10 protein-coding genes and 2 pseudogenes are annotated in these 14,020 nt (G+C 70.7%); 7 read left to right on the top strand and 5 right to left on the bottom strand.

The genetic code is table 11. The features are described from left to right. Nucleotides 1-105: 105 nt before the first annotated feature. Nucleotides 106-1,290 carry a GlxA family transcriptional regulator gene (locus ACWD5O_RS11020; protein WP_450085146.1) on the bottom strand — a complete coding sequence of 395 codons (1,185 nt, stop codon included), beginning with the start codon at nt 1,288-1,290 and terminating at the stop codon, nt 106-108. Here ACWD5O_RS11020 and ACWD5O_RS11015 point away from each other — a divergent pair. Continuing rightward, nucleotides 1,186-2,112, top strand: coding sequence for an NADP-dependent oxidoreductase (locus tag ACWD5O_RS11015; protein ID WP_450085145.1), 927 nt, complete (start codon nt 1,186-1,188; stop codon nt 2,110-2,112). The two genes, ACWD5O_RS11020 and ACWD5O_RS11015, sit on opposite strands and share 105 nt — an antisense overlap. A 2,197-nt stretch (nt 2,113-4,309) precedes the next feature. Here the strand turns inward: ACWD5O_RS11015 and ACWD5O_RS11010 are convergent. Further along, a pseudogene (locus tag ACWD5O_RS11010) lies at nt 4,310-5,590 on the bottom strand (RelA/SpoT family protein); the annotation flags it as partial. Here ACWD5O_RS11010 and ACWD5O_RS11005 point away from each other — a divergent pair. The 3 genes and pseudogenes from ACWD5O_RS11005 to ACWD5O_RS10995 all read left to right on the top strand — a co-directional run. Then, nucleotides 5,589-5,744: a DUF4244 domain-containing protein gene (locus ACWD5O_RS11005; RefSeq protein WP_354964345.1), complete on the top strand. Its 156-nt coding sequence runs from the start codon at nt 5,589-5,591 to the stop codon at nt 5,742-5,744. The pseudogene ACWD5O_RS11010 and the gene ACWD5O_RS11005 overlap by 2 nt on opposite strands. Before the next feature lie 125 nt (nt 5,745-5,869). Further along, entirely contained in the window at nt 5,870-6,187 is a 318-nt protein-coding gene (locus tag ACWD5O_RS11000) for a TadE family type IV pilus minor pilin (protein ID WP_354964621.1), read from the top strand. A gap of 197 nt (nt 6,188-6,384) precedes the next feature. After that, nucleotides 6,385-6,795: pseudogene (locus tag ACWD5O_RS10995) on the top strand (Rv3654c family TadE-like protein); the annotation flags it as partial. Between the two features lie 176 nt (nt 6,796-6,971). On the opposite strand, the gene ACWD5O_RS10990 reads toward ACWD5O_RS10995, so the two are convergent. The 3 genes from ACWD5O_RS10990 to ACWD5O_RS10980 all read right to left on the bottom strand — a co-directional run bounded on the left by ACWD5O_RS10990 (nt 6,972) and on the right by ACWD5O_RS10980 (nt 10,339). Next, nucleotides 6,972-7,550 (bottom strand): hypothetical protein, encoded by a 579-nt coding sequence (locus ACWD5O_RS10990; protein ID WP_450085144.1) that lies wholly within the window; start codon nt 7,548-7,550, stop codon nt 6,972-6,974. Nucleotides 7,551-7,659: 109 nt separating this feature from the next. Next, nucleotides 7,660-7,863, bottom strand: coding sequence for a hypothetical protein (locus ACWD5O_RS10985; RefSeq protein ID WP_354964347.1), 204 nt, complete (start codon nt 7,861-7,863; stop codon nt 7,660-7,662). A gap of 97 nt (nt 7,864-7,960) precedes the next feature. Beyond that, complete coding sequence (locus ACWD5O_RS10980) at nt 7,961-10,339, bottom strand: DEAD/DEAH box helicase (protein WP_354964348.1); 2,379 nt, start codon at nt 10,337-10,339, stop codon at nt 7,961-7,963. A 140-nt stretch (nt 10,340-10,479) separates the two neighbouring features. Between ACWD5O_RS10980 and ACWD5O_RS10975 the strand changes: the two genes are divergently transcribed. From ACWD5O_RS10975 to ACWD5O_RS10965, 3 genes are all read left to right on the top strand, one after another. Further along, complete coding sequence (locus tag ACWD5O_RS10975; RefSeq protein ID WP_354964349.1) at nt 10,480-10,836, top strand: STAS domain-containing protein; 357 nt, start codon at nt 10,480-10,482, stop codon at nt 10,834-10,836. After that, nucleotides 10,833-11,270 carry an ATP-binding protein gene (locus tag ACWD5O_RS10970; RefSeq protein ID WP_354964350.1) on the top strand — a complete coding sequence of 146 codons (438 nt, stop codon included), beginning with the start codon at nt 10,833-10,835 and terminating at the stop codon, nt 11,268-11,270. Before ACWD5O_RS10975 ends, ACWD5O_RS10970 begins: the two co-directional genes overlap by 4 nt. Before the next feature lie 327 nt (nt 11,271-11,597). Further along, nucleotides 11,598-13,946, top strand: coding sequence for a sodium-translocating pyrophosphatase (locus ACWD5O_RS10965; protein WP_450085143.1), 2,349 nt, complete (start codon nt 11,598-11,600; stop codon nt 13,944-13,946). The last annotated feature ends 74 nt before the right edge of the window (nt 13,947-14,020 follow it).

The following is a 14,020-nucleotide window of genomic DNA, read 5'->3' as shown; positions in this document are numbered from 1 at the left end:
GTCACCCACGAAGCTTTGCACGTCTTTGCACGTCTCAAGATCGGACGCACTGTTCTCGACACGACAGGGCGGTGCCGGACGCACGGTCAGCGGCAGAAGCGGACGTCACGACGCGCGGGCCGTCGACACCATGGTGCGGAAGGTCTGCCGGTACGCCGTCGGCGAGACCCCGATCGCGCCGGTCAGGTGCTGACGCAGCGACGCGGCGGTGCCGAAGCCGGCCTCGGCGGCGACCCGGTCGACCGGCAGGTCGGTGGTCTCCAGCAGACGGCGGGCGTGTTCGACCCGCTGCCGCGCGAGCCACTGCACTGGTGTCATGCCGACCTCGGCGCGGAAGCGGCGCGAGAACGTGCGTACGCTCATGCGGGCGTGCCGGGCCAGCTCGGCGAGGGTGATCGGCCGGTGCACCTGTCCGAGTGCCCACTGCCGGGTCTCGGACGTGGTCGTGGTCGCCGGCTCGGGCACCGGGCGGTCGATGAACTGCGCCTGGCCGCCCTCGCGCCACGGCGGCACGACGCACAGCCGTGCCACCCGGTTGGCGACGGCGCTGCCGTGGTCGCGGCGCACGAGGTGCAGACACAGGTCCACGCCGGACGCCACGCCGGCCGCGGTGAGCACCTGTCCGTCGTCGATGAACAGCACGTCGGCATCGACCTTCACATTCGGAAACGTACGCTGGAAATGCTCCGCATTGTTCCAGTGCGTGGTGGCAGGCCGGCCGTCAAGCAGCCCGGCGGCGGCCAGCACGTACGAGGCTGTGCAGATGGACACGATCCTCGCATCCGGCCGCAGCCGGCGCAGCGCCGCCGCGACCGGCTCAGGCAGCCAGTCCTGGTCGCCGATCGGATCGCACACGAAGGGCGGCAACACCAGTGTGTCGGCCGTGTCGATCACCTCAGGGCCGTGCTGGACGGCCACGGTGAAGTCCGCGCTGGTGGCGACTGGTTCGCCGTCGACGCTGCAGGTGACGACCTCGTACAGCGGCTCACCGTCGGGACCGACAGCGGTACCGAAGATGCGGACCGGAATGCTCAGCTCAAACGGGTACACGCCGTCGAGCGCCAAGACGACCACGCGATGCATGGCCAGATCCTTCCACATATTGGCGATCTGGCCACTCGAACCATCGAACGCCGCTCCGGCAGGGTGGATCGCACACACCGAAGATGGACAGAAAGGCATGCGATGCGTGCGATCGAACAGGACCGGTTCGGCGGCCCCGAGGTCCTCAAGCTGATGGAGGTCGACCGCCCCGAGCCCGGCCCGGCGGAGGTACTCGTCCGGGTCCACGCGGTCGGGGTCAACCCGACCGACCTCTGGCACCGCGCAACCGGCGGCCTGCTCGGCCGACCGGTGCGGCTGGGCTGGGACCTGTCCGGCGTGGTCGAGGCCGTCGGTGTCGGCGCCGCGCTGTTCCGGCCCGGTGACGAGGTCTTCGGCATGCCACTGCTACCGCGGGCGGCCGGCACCTACGCAGAGTACGTCACGGCACCGTCGCGGCACCTCGCTCGCAAGCCCGCCGGGCTGTCCCACGTCGAGGCGGCCGGTCTGGGGCTCGCCGGGCTCACCGCGTGGCAGGCCCTGGTCGATGTCGCCGACGTCCAGCCGGGCCAGCGCGTACTGGTTCACGCGGCCGCGGGCGGCGTCGGCCACCTCGCCGTGCAGATCGCCAAGGCGCGCGGCGCACACGTGATCGGCACCGCGAGCGCCGCCAAGCACGCGTTCGTCCGTGGGTTAGGTGCCGACGAGGTCATCGACTACACGACGACGGACTTCGCCGAGCGCCTCCACGACCTCGACGTGGTCATGGACTCGATCGGCGGCGAGTACGGGCCGCGCTCGCTGCGGACCCTGCGCCCGGGCGGCATCCTGGTCGCCCTCGCCTCGCCGGCCGAGACGTACCTGGAGGAGGAGGCAGCCCGGCAGGGCAAACGCGCCCGATTCATGATCGTCGAGCCGGACGCTGCCGGGCTCACGTCCCTCGCCAACCTGGTCGGCACGGGGCAGCTCCGCGTCGAGGTGGACACAGTACTGCCCCTCGAACAGGTCGCCAAGGCCCACGAGATCGGCCAAACCGGCCGTACCAAAGGAAAAATTATCCTGACACTCTGACCTCCTGCGTCAATCCTGGCGGCAACCCGACTGGACGCGGCCGCAGCGGCGCCGTCGCACCGCGTCGTCCACCACACATGAGTGCTCACCTCGCCGCAGATCTCGCCGCAGATACTGATGGGACTAGCCGAACGCAACGTCGACGTCTGGCGATGCCCTGGCCGGCTCGACGCTGGCGACCCAGCCAGTGAACCGCCGCGGCACGGCCGGATCAGGCGCCCGGGCCGAGTGCATTTCGCCACCACCCGAGCCAGCCGGCTCGGGGCCAGCTGTCCGGCGCCATCGATGATGATGGTCAAGATCAAGACTTGGAGCGGGGTCCGCAGCAGGTGTTGCAGCGCCTCGTCGTCCGCGGCCTTCTGCAGGCGTGTGAGCACTCTTTCGATGCGATCGAGGTCCGTGCGGAGGCGGACCTTCGTCGCAAGCTCGCCGTAGCGGACGGCCTCGGCGAGTTCGAGGAAGTCCAGGTCGATCCGCTCGAAGTGCGCGGGCGCGATGTTCTCGGTGTAACCGACCGGGCGAGTGGTGAGGACAACCAGCACGTCGCATTTGTCGGCCTCAGCGATGTTGACGAACTCGGTGACTCGCTCGATCAGGCGCTTGCGCACAGCCGGTTCGGTGACTTCGTCCAAGCCGTCCGGGACGAGCAGCCAGGGCCACCTCTGCATCCAGGTTCTCAGCGCCCACGGCTTCACCTCTCCCATGTCGGAGCGGCGCGAAACCTTGTGGGCGATCCACCGCAGCAGAGTCGAGTCGTCGCTGAGCCCTCCTTCCTGGGCGTACAAGGCCAGGTCGATGCGCATCGGCCAGCGGCGGTTCTTCGGCAGCTCACGGCCGAAGCGCTTCAGGGCTGCCGCGGTGCCCTTGATGACGTCGCGGTGCCCGTCGCTGAGGTCTTCGGCGCGTTCGAGCATGGCCGCGCGGAACATCTGGACGAGGAACTTGGAGATCGTCGTCTTGCCGTTGCCGGGCGCGCCGGTGACGATCATGTGCCGGGGCGCCTCCTGGGTGGTGACGCCGGGAGCGAGGACATGTTCGGCGCGGTCGAGCACGTACTTCACTACGCTCGTACGCCGCGTGCCGGCGGCGAAGGTGATGGGCAGGTCGATGGCGACGTCGTGGACGGGGATCCCCTGGCCGTCACCGCTGCCCGCCTCGTCGAAGTAGATGAAACCCTCGCCCATGAGCGTGGTCTTGGCGTGCTCCCGGAGCCCTTCTTCGAGGTCCTTCAGCGGTATGGTGTCGGTGAACTGTGCCAACGCGGCGAAGACGTCGCCGGCGGTGAGGAACCCCGGAAACGCGTTGCGGATGCCCGGGTGCACCTTGAGCAAGGCCTGGATCTGGTTGCCATCCCAGATACGCACCTTCTTGATGCGCTTCAGCCTGGCCAGGCGCGCCCTCCGCTCCTCTGCGGCTTCGGGGTCGACCTCCCGAGTTTTGTCGGCAAGGCGCTCTAGGTAGCTCTTGATGTTGTCGTTGAGAAGATCATGGCCGCCGACCTGGGGGAACGGCGTGAGCATCACGTTCGTGATGATGATCAGGAAGTCGGGAACCGGATTGCGATCTCCGTAGGGGTTGGCCCAGTCATCGAGCTCGCCGCGGACCTGCCCCCACAGCCAGGCCGCGTTCTCCTGGTGGTTGGCGGAGGGGGTCGCCCGGTGCTTCACCTGCAGGACGGTGTATCCCTCCCACACCTCGGCAGGCTGATCCTCCGTCGGCTTCCAGATGAGCGAACCCCGGTGGTACAGGTCCCGCCCGCCGTCCCGGCCCGCGCCCATCACCTGGACACCTGGCCCGAAGGAAGCGACCGCTAGGCTGGCCGCAAGGTCTTGGAAGCCTGTTGGACCTAACTGCTCCAAGTTGTCGCTCAACGTCACACCTTCTCGGCCACCCTGTCATGCGGGGCGAGCCGCCACGGCCCCGGAGGACAGCCTACGCGGGCGGGTCGCCAGGCCAGGTGGCCGGCGTCATGCCAGGCGATCCTGCACCTCGCGATTGGCGAGAGTCGCCCCGCGACCGCAGGCCTGCTACGACTCGCCGAAATAGCCCTCCTCCTCGCCGAGCAGCAGCGGCACGTCGTACACCGACATGTCCGGCCGGGCCCTTGGTGGCGGGCGGTATTCGCTACGTCCCTATTCGCCCCAGTCCTACGATCCCCCGACGGCGTAGCCCCGTAGTCCGGCACCGGTCAGCCTAACTATGCGGTTGTTCGGTAGGCGTCGAAGACGCCGTCGATCCTGCGGACCGCGGCCAGCAGGTGCCCCAGGTGCTTTGGGTCGGCGATCTCAAAGCTGAATCGGCTCACTGCCACCCGGTCGCGGGTGATGGTGACGGTGGCGGAGAGGACATTGACCTGCTCGTCGAACAGCACCCGCGCGGTATCGACAAGTAGCCCGCGCCGGTCGAGGGCCTCGACCTGAATCGCCACCACGAAGTTTGACGAGGAGGTGAGTTTCCAGGTCACCTCGCGAAGCCGCTCGGGCTGGGCCTTGAGGTCCTCGGCGTTGGGGCAGTTGTCCCGGTGCACGCTGACCCCGCCGGACCGGGTGACGAAGCCGAAGACCGAATCCGGCGGAACGGGGGTGCAGCAGCGGGCCAGCTTGATCCAGACGTCGCTGACCCCGCGGACCACGACACCCGGGTCGTGACTGGAGGCCCGGTTGCGCGGCGGCTCGGTGGCGACGGTGGTCTCGGCGATGTCCTCCGCCGCGCCCTCCTCGCCGCCGTAGGTGGTCATCAGCTTCTGCACCACCGACTGCGCGGAGACCTGGTTGTCGCCGACCGCCGCGTAGAGCGAGGCCACGTCGGCTAGGTGCAGGTCCCGGGCGATCGACATCAGCGCGTCGGAGGTGAGCATCCGTTGCAGGGGCATGCCCTGCTTGCGCATGGCCTTGACGATTCCGTCCTTGCCGGCCTCGATCGCCTCCTCGCGGCGCTCCTTGTTGAAGTACTGCCGGATCTTGGTGCGGGCACGTGGGCTCTTGACGAAGCCGAGCCAGTCCTGGGTCGGGCCGGCCGTGTCGGACTTCGAGGTGACGATCTGGATCACGTCGCCGTTGGAGAGCGTGGATTCCAGGGGCACCAGCTTGCCGTTGACCCGCGTCCCGATGCATTTGTGCCCGACTTCGGTGTGCACCGCGTACGCGAAGTCTACCGGCGTCGACCCGGTCGGCAGGGGGATGACGTCACCCTTCGGGGTGAAGACGTACACCTCCTGGCTGGACAGGTCGAAGCGCAGCGCGTCCAGGAACTCGCTCGGGTCGGCCGCCTCGCGCTGCCAGTCCAGCAGTTGCCGCAGCCAGGTCATCTCGTCGATGTGCGCCGGCGGGCCGACGATCTGGGTGCCCTTGTGCTCCTTGTACTTCCAGTGCGCGGCGATGCCGAACTCGGCGGTGCGGTGCATCGCGTACGTGCGGATCTGCATCTCCACCGGCTTGCCGGTGGGCCCGATGACCGTCGTGTGCAACGACTGGTTCATGGCCCGCCTGCACGGCGACGCCGGGATGAACACCGCCGAGTACGCCGTCGGCACTCTCGCCGCCGTCGCCTTCGCGGGGATCCTGTTGAAGGTGTTGACCTCCGGCAACGTCCAGTCGGCGTTGACCGCCGTGATCGACCGGGCGCTCAAGTGATCGGGCGCCGGCAGACCGGCCGCTGTCGGGGGTCCGGCACCACCGGGTGGGCGGCCGGCGGCGGACGGAGATTCCGCTTCGTCGACCGGGCAGCCGGTGGGGACCGGGGGTCCTTCACCGCCGAACTGGCGGCCGGCCTGCCGGCGCTGCTCCTGCTCCTGCTCACCGGCCTGGCCGCGGTCAACGCGGTCAGCACCCGGGCGAGTTGCCTGCACGCGGCCCGGGAGGCGGCGCTGGCCGCCGCCCGGGGCGCGGACGGCAGTGCCGGCGGCCTGCGCGCGGCGCCGCCGGGGGCGGAGGTGTCGGTGTCGGTCGACGGCGACCGGGCGCAGGCGACGGTCCGGGCGCCCGTACGCGCGTTGGGCGGTCGCCTCCCGCGGATCACCGTGGTCGCTACCGCCGTCGCGGCCGTGGAACCCGGGGCCACCGAGGGCAGCCGATGAACCAATGCCCAGGCATGCCGAAGCAGCAGACCGGGCCGGGCCGGGCGCACCTCCGCCATGAACGACCGCACCCCGAGCGACCGCACACCGAGCCACCGGAAACCGAGCGACCGCACACCGAGCCACCGGAAACCGAATGTCCGCACCGGGAGAGGCTCGACGCCGAGCGGACGGAGACTGCATGCCCGCCCGGGGACAGGCCCGACGCGGAGCGGACGGAGACTGCATACCCGCCCGGGCACACGCCCGATGCGGAGCGGACGGAGGCTGAGCGAGGCGGGGCAACCGTGCTCCTGCTCGCGATGGGTCTGGTGTTCGTGCTGGTGGGGACATTCGGCGCCGCCGTCGCCGCGGCCGGAATGGCGGCGCAACGGGCGGCGGTGGCGGCCGACCTGGGTGCGCTGGCCGGGGCGGCCAGGGCGCTCGACGGCGACGCGGCGGCGTGTGCGTCCGCTGCGGACATCGCTGGTCGCAACGGTGGCCGGCTGGTCGACTGTCGTACCGACGGGCTGGATGTGCTGGTGACCGTCCAGGTGGCGATCACGCCGCTGCCCGGCCTGACCCGGGTAGTGGCGTCAACGGCCCGCGCGGGCCCGGTGCGCGGTTGAACGATGCGCGGCCCGCACCCATCGACGGCATCAGCCGCGATGCGTCTACGACATCAGGTCGAGAGGCGCCGCAGAACAGCAGGCGGCCCGACAGCCGGCTGGCCGGGACGTGGGCCGACGGGCCCGTGTCCCGGCCAGCGGGCGAGAAGATGGGTGGCTCGGTGAGCCGGGGTGGGTCAGCGGGACTGGAGCGCGTCGAGAGCGACGGCCATGGCGATGACCAGGCGGCGGTCGATCTGCCGGTTCTGTACCTCGACGATGTACTTGTCGCGCAGGCCCCACTTCTTCACGACCGAGAAGACGGGCTGGCCGCCGGCGGTGAAGTCGAAGTGGTACGGCAGCCAGGACAGCGAGTCGACGAACCGGCGCAGCAGCGCCACCGGCATGCTGCGCTCCTGGCCCGTCACCTGCGGCAGGCCGTTCTGCTCGACGTGCCAGGTGGAACGGAGCAGCGACTGGGCGAAGTCCTTGCGGAACAGGCCGATCGGGTTGCCGGCCGCGTCGGTCACGTCGTACGTGGCGCCCAGGTCGAGGCGCTGGCGGGCCTTGAAGCCGAGCAGGGGCTGCTGCTTGGAGTCGTCGGTGTAGATCGTCACCTGCTCCTTGAAGGCGAGCCGCTTCTGCTGCGCGAAGGCCAGCAGTTCACCCTCGGTGCCGTCCGGCGAGACCGCCCGGACCTCGTACTGGTTGACCATCATCCGCAGCCGCTGGCGGATGTGGAACTGCTGCAGGGTCTGCAAGTTGTCGAGCTGCATCTGGTCTCCTCAGGGGGATTGTGCGCCGGAGTCTCGCACAGCCCGGCGACCGCCGCCGGCCCGCGTCCCGGCGCTCCCACCCGTGACCGTGCGGCCGTCCCTGCAGAGGTCAGCGGCCGTCGACGGTGACGCGCAGCGCCCAGCCGTTGAGAACCTGGTGGATGCCCTGCAGCCGCTCGTTGATCTGCTCCAGCCGTTCTGCCTGGGCCAGGGCGGCCAGTGCGGATCCGAGCGCGATCTGCTGGTCGAGGGTGAGTTTCTCCTGGTCGATGGTGTAGAGCAGGTCGACGGTCTCGGCGATGGTGTCGGCCACGGCTCCTCCTTGGGCACGGGACGGGCAGAAAAGGCAGGCATCGATGGAAGCGCTCCCATCATTGTGCCCCGTCCGGCTCGGGATCATGCAAGGTGGTTCAGGCGGGCAGGTTCGCCAGCACCACGTCGAGCACCCGGATCGCGTCCGGCTTGGAGAGCGGGTTGTTGCCGTTGCCGCACTTCGGCGACTGCACGCAGGACGGGCAACCCGTCTCGCAGCCGCACTCCGCGATCGCGTCCCGGGTGGCCCGCAGCCACGCCGACGCTGTCCCGTACGCCCGCTCGGCGAAGCCCGCGCCGCCGGGGTGTCCGTCGTAGACGAAGACGGTCGGCGCCTCGGTGTCCGGGTGCACCGCCGTGGAGAGCCCGCCGATGTCCCACCGGTCGCAGGTGGCCATCAGCGGCAGCAGGCCGATCGCGGCGTGCTCGGCGGCGTGCAGCGCACCCGGCACGTCCGGGGCCTGCACACCGGCTGCGGCCAGTGACTGCGGCGACAGGGTGAACCAGACCGCCACCGTGCGCAGCTCCCGGGTGGGCAGGTCGAGCGGCCGGGTGTCGATCACCTCACCGGTGGCGATCCGGCGTCGCTGGTACGACACCACCTGGCTGGTCACGTCCACCTCGCCGAGGAACATGCCGACCGGCCCGGCGTCCACGTAGGAGCGCACCGACACCACGGACAGGTCGGTGACGTCCCGGGCGTGAGTGGACCAGTCCGGCTCCTCCACGTGCACCAGCGCGCAGCCGTCGGCGAGGTCGAGGTCGTCCACCACGTACGAGACGCCCTGGTGCAGGTAGACCGCGCCGGGGTGGAGCAGGAAGTGCGAGGAGCCGCCGTCGACCGTGCCCAGCAGCCGGCCGGTGGCCGACTCCACCACGCAGACCGGGGCGCCGCCCTGGCCGCGCAGGTCCACCTCGGGGCGCTCCCGGTGCCGCCAGTACCAGCCGGTGGGCCGTTGCCGCAGCGCCCCGGCCGTCACCAGCTCGTCGATCGCCTCCTTCGCCCCGTCACCGAAGAGTGTCAGGTCGGCCGGGGTCAGCGGGGCCTCGGCCGCGGCGCAGGCGAGCTGCGGGGCCAGCACGTACGGGTTGGCCGGGTCGAGCACCGTCGCCTCCACCGGCGCACCGAAGATCGCCTCCGGGTGGTGGACCAGATAGGTGTCCAGTGGATCGTCCCGGGCCACCAGCACAGCCAGGGCCTCCTGCCCGGAGCGCCCGGCGCGGCCGGCCTGCTGCCAGAGCGACGCCCGGGTGCCCGGATACCCGCAGATCAGCACCGCGTCCAGGCCGATCAGGTCCACGCCCAGTTCGAGCGCGTTGGTGGAGGCCAGGCCCAGCAGGTCACCGTGCAGCAGCGCCCGCTCCAACTCACGCCGCTCCTCACGCAGGTAGCCACCCCGGTAGGCGGCCACCCGCTTGCCGAGCCCCGGCACCGCCTCGTCCAACGACCGGCGCGCACTGGCGGCCACCACTTCGGCGCCCTTGCGGGACCGGACGAACGCGAGCGTGCGTACCCCCTCGGCGACCGTGTCGGCGAGCAGGTCCGCGGTCTCCCGCAGCGCCGACCGGCGGACCTGGATGAGGTCCGGCACGTCGTCGTGCCCGCCCGCCGCCTGGGCGGGCGCCGGGGACGAGGTCGCCGACGAGTCGGGTGGCAGCAGCGGCGGCTCCCAGAGTGCGAAGGTCACCCCGCCGCGCGGCGAGGCGTCCTCGGTGACCGCCGTCACCGGCAGGCCGGTCAGCCGTCCGGCCGCGGTCGCCGGGTCGCCGGAGGTCGCCGAGGCGAGCACGAACACCGGGGTGGCCCCGAACCGGGCGCACTGCCGGCGCAGCCGGCGCAGCACGTGCGCGACGTGCGAGCCGAACACCCCCCGGTAGGTGTGGCACTCGTCGATCACCACGTACGCCAGCCGGCGCAGGAAGCCCGACCACTGGGCGTGCCCGGGCAGGATGCCGTGGTGCAGCATGTCCGGGTTGGTCAGCACGAACCGGGAGTGCCGGCGAATCCACTCCCGCTCGGCGCGCGGAGTGTCCCCGTCGTAGCAGGCCGGGCGTACGCCCTCCAGTTCCAGCCCGGCCACGGCCCGCAGCTGGTCGGCGGCGAGCGCCTTGGTCGGCGCCAGGTACAGCACGGTGGCCCGGGGGTCGGCGAGCAGCGTGGCCAGCGATGGGAGCTGGTACGCCAGGGACTTGCCGGACGCGGTGCCGGTGGCGACCACGACGTGGCCGCCGTCGTACGCCAGGGTGGCCGCCTCGGCCTGGTGCCGCCAGGGCGCGACCACGCCGCGGCGGGCGAACGCCTCGCGCAGCTCCACGGGCGCCCACGGCGGCCACGGTGCGGGCACTCCGGCGCGGGCCGGCACCCGTTCGACGTGGGTGACCGGGTCACCGGCGCTTCGGGCGCGCAGCCGGCGCAGCAGGTCGACCGGCGATGGCTCGGGGCCGGGATCTGCGGATACGGTGGCTGCGGACGACACGCCCTGCACTCTCGCACTGGTGTTCGGAGATGAAAAGTCGGGCCGGGGGGTAAGGGGGAGCTTCCGTTGGTGACCGCAGGGTGGCCCAGCGGTAGTGGTTAGATGCCCAGGAGAGTTTACGGCTCTGGCGAGGAGGACCGATGGAGCTGTCGCTGGCGACCCGCACCGTGGGCGAGCACACGGTGCTCGAGGTCGGCGGTGAGGTGGACGTCTACACCGCGCCCCGGCTCCGCGAACGGCTCCTCGAACTGATCGACGGCGGCGCCCGGCACGTGGTGGTCGACCTCGGTCGGGTGGACTTCCTCGACTCGACCGGGCTGGGCGTGCTGGTCGGCGCGCTCAAGCGGCTCCGCACGGCCGGTGGCTCGTTCGCCCTGGTCTGCGACAAGGAGCCGCTGCTCAAGATCTTCCGGATCACCGCGCTGGACCAGGTGTTCCCGCTGTACCCCTCGGTCGACGCGGCGGTAGGCGCGGAACCGACCGGTGCCAGCGCGTGATGGCGACAGTCAAGCTCTCCTTCTCCCCGGCGCCGGTGCACGTACGTACCGCCCGGCTGGTCGGTGTCGCCGTCGCCCGGCGCGCGGGGGTCCGCGAGGATCTGCTGGACGAGGTGCGCCTGGCCATCGGCGAGGCGTGCACCCGGGCGGTGGCCCTGCACCGCCAGTACGGCCTGGCCGACCCGGTGCTGGTGGAGATGTCGGACGCCGGGTCGTACGCGGTGCGGGTGGTGGACCGGGCGCCGATCGAGGCCGGCATCGGGCTGGCCGCGCTGCCGCCGGACGAGCTGGCCAACGAGTCGCTCACCGATGAGGCGCTGACCACCGGAGTTGGTTTCGCCCTGCTCGCCGGCTTCGTCGAGGACCTTCAGGTGCGTCCGGTCGACGATGGCGTCGGCACCGAGGTGCGGATGGTGTGGCCGGTCGGCCGCTGACCCGTTCGTTCTGTTCTGTTCCATACAGGCCGCATCCCCGCCGGGGTGCGGCCTTTTTGCCATGGGCCGGGCCCTATATCAGATTTCGTTTCATAACACAGCGACGAAGATCATCGAGACATGGTGCCACCTCGGTGTGACCTCCAACACTCCGGAGGGCTACAGTACCCGGGTTGTCAGCAAGTGATCCATCCCGCAGCCAGCGGGAATGGGTGGTCATCGCTGGTCCGCTGGGGTGGGTTGGCGCGCGCTTGCGAGTCCGCGTTCAGGCGCCGGTCGGTGCGTCTCCACTCACCGGCGCGAGTGTTCGGTAACAGGAGGACACAGATGTCCGAAACCTTGGCCGCCGACGCCGGCGGGCTGTCCCTAACCGGAAGCAATGTCACGTACGTCGTCATCGCCGCGGTAATCGCGCTGGTGGCGCTCGTCTTCGCCGCCGCCCTGACAAAGGCGGTGCTGGCAGCCGGCAAGGGCACCACCAACATGCAGGAGATCTCGGGGGCGGTCCAGGAGGGCGCTTCCGCCTACCTGCTCCGCCAATTCCGCACTCTGGCGATCTTCGTTGTCATCGCCGTGGTGCTGCTCTTCCTGCTGCCGGTGCACGACACCGACGGCAGCGAGACCGCCGTGAAGTTCGGCCGCTCGCTCTTCTTCGTGGTGGGCGCCCTGTTCAGCGCGTCCATCGGTGGTGCCGGCATGTGGCTGGCCACCCGCGCCAACCTGCGCGTGGCCTCCGCCGCCCGGGAGCGAGAGGGTGGCCGCGAGGCGGCCATGAAGATCGCCTTCCGCACCGGCGGCGTGGTGGGCTTCCTCACCGTCGGTCTCGGCCTGTTCGGCGCCGCGCTGGTCGTCCTGGTCTACCGGGGCGACGCACCGACCGTGCTGGAGGGCTTCGGCTTCGGCGCCGCGCTGCTCGCGATGTTCATGCGGGTCGGCGGCGGCATCTTCACCAAGGCGGCCGACGTCGGCGCCGACCTGGTCGGCAAGGTCGAGCAGGGCATCCCCGAGGACGACCCGCGCAACGCCGCCACCATCGCCGACAACGTGGGCGACAACGTCGGTGACTGCGCCGGCATGGCCGCCGACCTGTTCGAGTCGTACGCGGTGACGCTGGTCGCCGCGCTGATCCTCGGTCGGGCCGCGTTCGGCGAGGATGGCCTGGTCTTCCCGCTGATCATCTCCACCATCGGCGTGCTGGTCGCGATCGTCGGCGTCTTCATCACCCGGCTGCGCGCGTCCGATCGCAACGCCCTGACCGCGATCAACCGGGCGTTCTACCTCTCCGCGGTGCTCTCCGCGGTGCTGGTGGCGATCGCCGCCTACGCGTACCTCCCGGCGACCTTCGGCGAGTTCGACAGCGGGCTCACCGACGCGGGCGGCAACCCGCGGCTGGTGGCCATTGGCGCCGTGGTGATCGGCATCGTGCTGGCCGCCGCGATCCAGGCACTGACCGGCTACTTCACCGAGACCAACCGGCGCCCGGTGCAGGACATCGGCAAGAGCTCGCAGACCGGCGCGGCCACCGTGATCCTGGCCGGCATCAGCATCGGCCTGGAGTCGGCGGTCTACTCGGCGCTGCTGATCGGTGCCGGCGTCTTCGGCGCGTTCCTGCTCGGCGGCAGCTCCATCACCCTGTCGCTGTTCGCGGTGGCGCTGGCCGGCACCGGCCTGCTCACCACGGTCGGCGTGATCGTCGCCATGGACACCTTCGGGCCGATCTCCGACAACGCCCAGGGCATCGCCGAGATGTCCGGTGACATCGACGAGCACGGCGCCCGGACGCTCACCGAGCTGGACGCGGTCGGCAACACCACCAAGGCGATCACCAAGGGCATCGCGATCGCCACGGCGGTGCTCGCCGCGACCGCGCTGTTCGGCTCGTACACCGACTCGCTCCGCAGCGCGTACGCGACGGCTGGCGTGGGCGACGTCGGGACGGAGATCCTCAACTCGCTGAACGTGGCCAACCCGCGCAACCTGGTCGGCCTGATCATCGGTGCGGCGGTGGTGTTCCTCTTCTCCGGGCTGGCCATCAACGCGGTGTCCCGCTCGGCCGGTGCCGTGGTGATGGAGGTCCGCCGGCAGTTCCGTGAGCTGCCCGGCATCATGGACCGCACCCAGCGCCCGGAGTACGGCAAGGTCGTGGACATCTGCACCCGGGACGCGCAGCGCGAGCTGATGACCCCCGGCCTGCTCGCCATCCTGGCGCCGATCGCGGTCGGCTTCGGCCTCGGGCCCGGCGCGCTCGCGGCCTACCTGGCCGGGGCGATCGGGGCCGGCACGCTGATGGCGGTCTTCCTGGCCAACTCCGGTGGCGCCTGGGACAACGCCAAGAAGCTGGTGGAGGACGGCGCGTACGGGGGCAAGGGCTCCGAGGCGCACTCCGCGACCGTCATCGGCGACACCGTCGGTGACCCGTTCAAGGACACCGCCGGCCCGGCCATCAACCCGCTGCTCAAGGTGATGAACCTGGTCTCGCTGTTGATCGCGCCGGCCGTGGTGGCGTTCAGCATCGGCGACGACCGGAACACCCCCGTGCGGGTGGCCATCGCGGTGGTGGCCGCGCTGATCATCGTGGCGTCGGTGGTGTTCAGCAAGCGCAAGGGCATCGCGATGGACGACTCCGACACCGGTGCGGGCAGCACGGACCACCGGCCGGAGACGGTCAACGCCTGACCATCCTCGGCACCGGGTCCCCGGTCGGCGTGCCACGCCGGCCGGGGACCGTCGGTTCCTCCTCCGGGGCCGTC

The sequence above is a fragment of the Micromonospora sp. NPDC005161 genome, assembly GCF_053599855.1.
The sequence above is the reverse complement of the archived record's forward strand: the minus strand, read 5'-3'. Positions and strand labels throughout refer to the sequence as shown.